General features: G+C 64.3%; 1 protein-coding gene and 1 pseudogene. Both read right to left on the bottom strand.

All coding sequences use genetic code 11. The features are described from left to right. Positions 1–1,000, bottom strand: a 1,000-nt coding sequence (locus B3605_RS17620) for an alpha/beta fold hydrolase (RefSeq protein WP_296435312.1), incomplete at its 3' end; no start/stop codon positions are given. Positions 1,001–1,105: 105 nt separating this feature from the next. Beyond that, positions 1,106–1,400: pseudogene (locus B3605_RS17615) on the bottom strand (hypothetical protein); the annotation flags it as partial.

Raw genomic sequence — 1,400 nt, 5'->3', positions numbered from 1 at the left:
GCGCTGGCGGTGCGGCCAGTCTTGCCTCGGCGAGCCGTGCGGCGGCCTGCAGGTCGCGGTCGTGGCCAGACATCTTCTCCATTGCCGCGATGGCGACGTCGGTAGCGAGGTAGTCGGGCTTGTGGCCGACGCCCTTGATCTTGACCAGTTCGGAGCCGGCGATGTCGCGGGCGAGGCCCTGCGAATGCAGGTGCTCCCAGACGATGTCGTCGCTGTCGCCGGTGATGATGACGGTGGGCGCCGATATCTTGATATAGAGATGCGACTGCGTCTTGAAGTAATCGAGCAGGCGCACAAAGTCGGCGGCGTTGTTGTGGAAGGTGGCGGGGCGCAGCACCAGCGAGGGGCCGGTTTTCAGGATGTAATCGTCCGGCCGTGGGTTGGGACGGAAGACATTGAGGGTGCCGCGTTCAAGGCGCCGGAGGCCAAGCGGCACGACCAGCGCATGGTTGAAGAGCCAGCCGATCACCGGGGCCGTCGAGACGTGATAGTACCAGTCGACGCCACCGGGCCACGGGTGCGTGGCGGGCGCGAGGAAGAGCAGGCCAGCCGTCTTTTCCGGATGGCGGACGCCGAATGCGGCGGCGATGGCGCCGCCGAAGGAATGGCCGACAATGATCGCCTTGTCGATGCCGCGCTTTTCCATCAGCGCGGCGATGGCGTCCGCCTGGCCTGAGGGCAGGGCGTTATCCGGTCCGCCACGTTCGGAATAGCCGTGGCCGGGGCGGTCGACGAAGAGCATTTCAGCGCGACCACGCAAGGGTTCCAGAAAGGCGCCGATCTGGTCTAGCAGGTTGCCGCTGGCGCCGTGGATGAAGACCAGAGCCGGCAGGTCGGCGGTTTCGGGGCGCTCGATGTGGACGGCGTTCATGCGGTAGCCGCCGATGTCGGTCAGCTCGCCAATATTGGGATAGGCCTGCTCGAACTGGCGGGCCTTATAGGAGGAGTAGCCGATTGCTGCGGCTAAAGGGGCGAGGAGGGCGGAGACGAGGGTAAGCATGGTGCGACCTGCGGCAGGGACTAACGGACCATACGTTAGATTGGCTCGCGCGGTTCACCTTCAAGAGGGGCCAGGCAAGAGGGGAACCTATGACACAGTAATGTGTCAGGTGCGGCTGCCGGCTAGCTTTTCGGAAAGCGTGTTCAGCTGTTCCTGCGCATTGCGGTTTGCGGGGTAGATTTCGAGGAAACGCTCCCATGCCTTCAGCGCCAGCTGGTCGTTGCCGCTGTCACCAAGAATGGAGGCCATGCCGGCAAGCGCGCCGAAATGGCGCGGCTCGATGTCGAGCACATGTTCGATATCGGACATGGATTTGCGCATGGCGCCGTTTGTGTAGTTGAGCGTGGCGCGGCGGTTCCAGCTCTCGGAGTAGCCGGGCTTCAGCGCGATCGCCTGGTCG

The organism is Rhizobium sp. UBA1881 (assembly GCF_002338015.1).
Taxonomy (GTDB): Bacteria; Pseudomonadota; Alphaproteobacteria; order Rhizobiales; family Rhizobiaceae; genus Rhizobium.
This window is presented reverse-complemented; position numbering and strand designations above follow the sequence as displayed.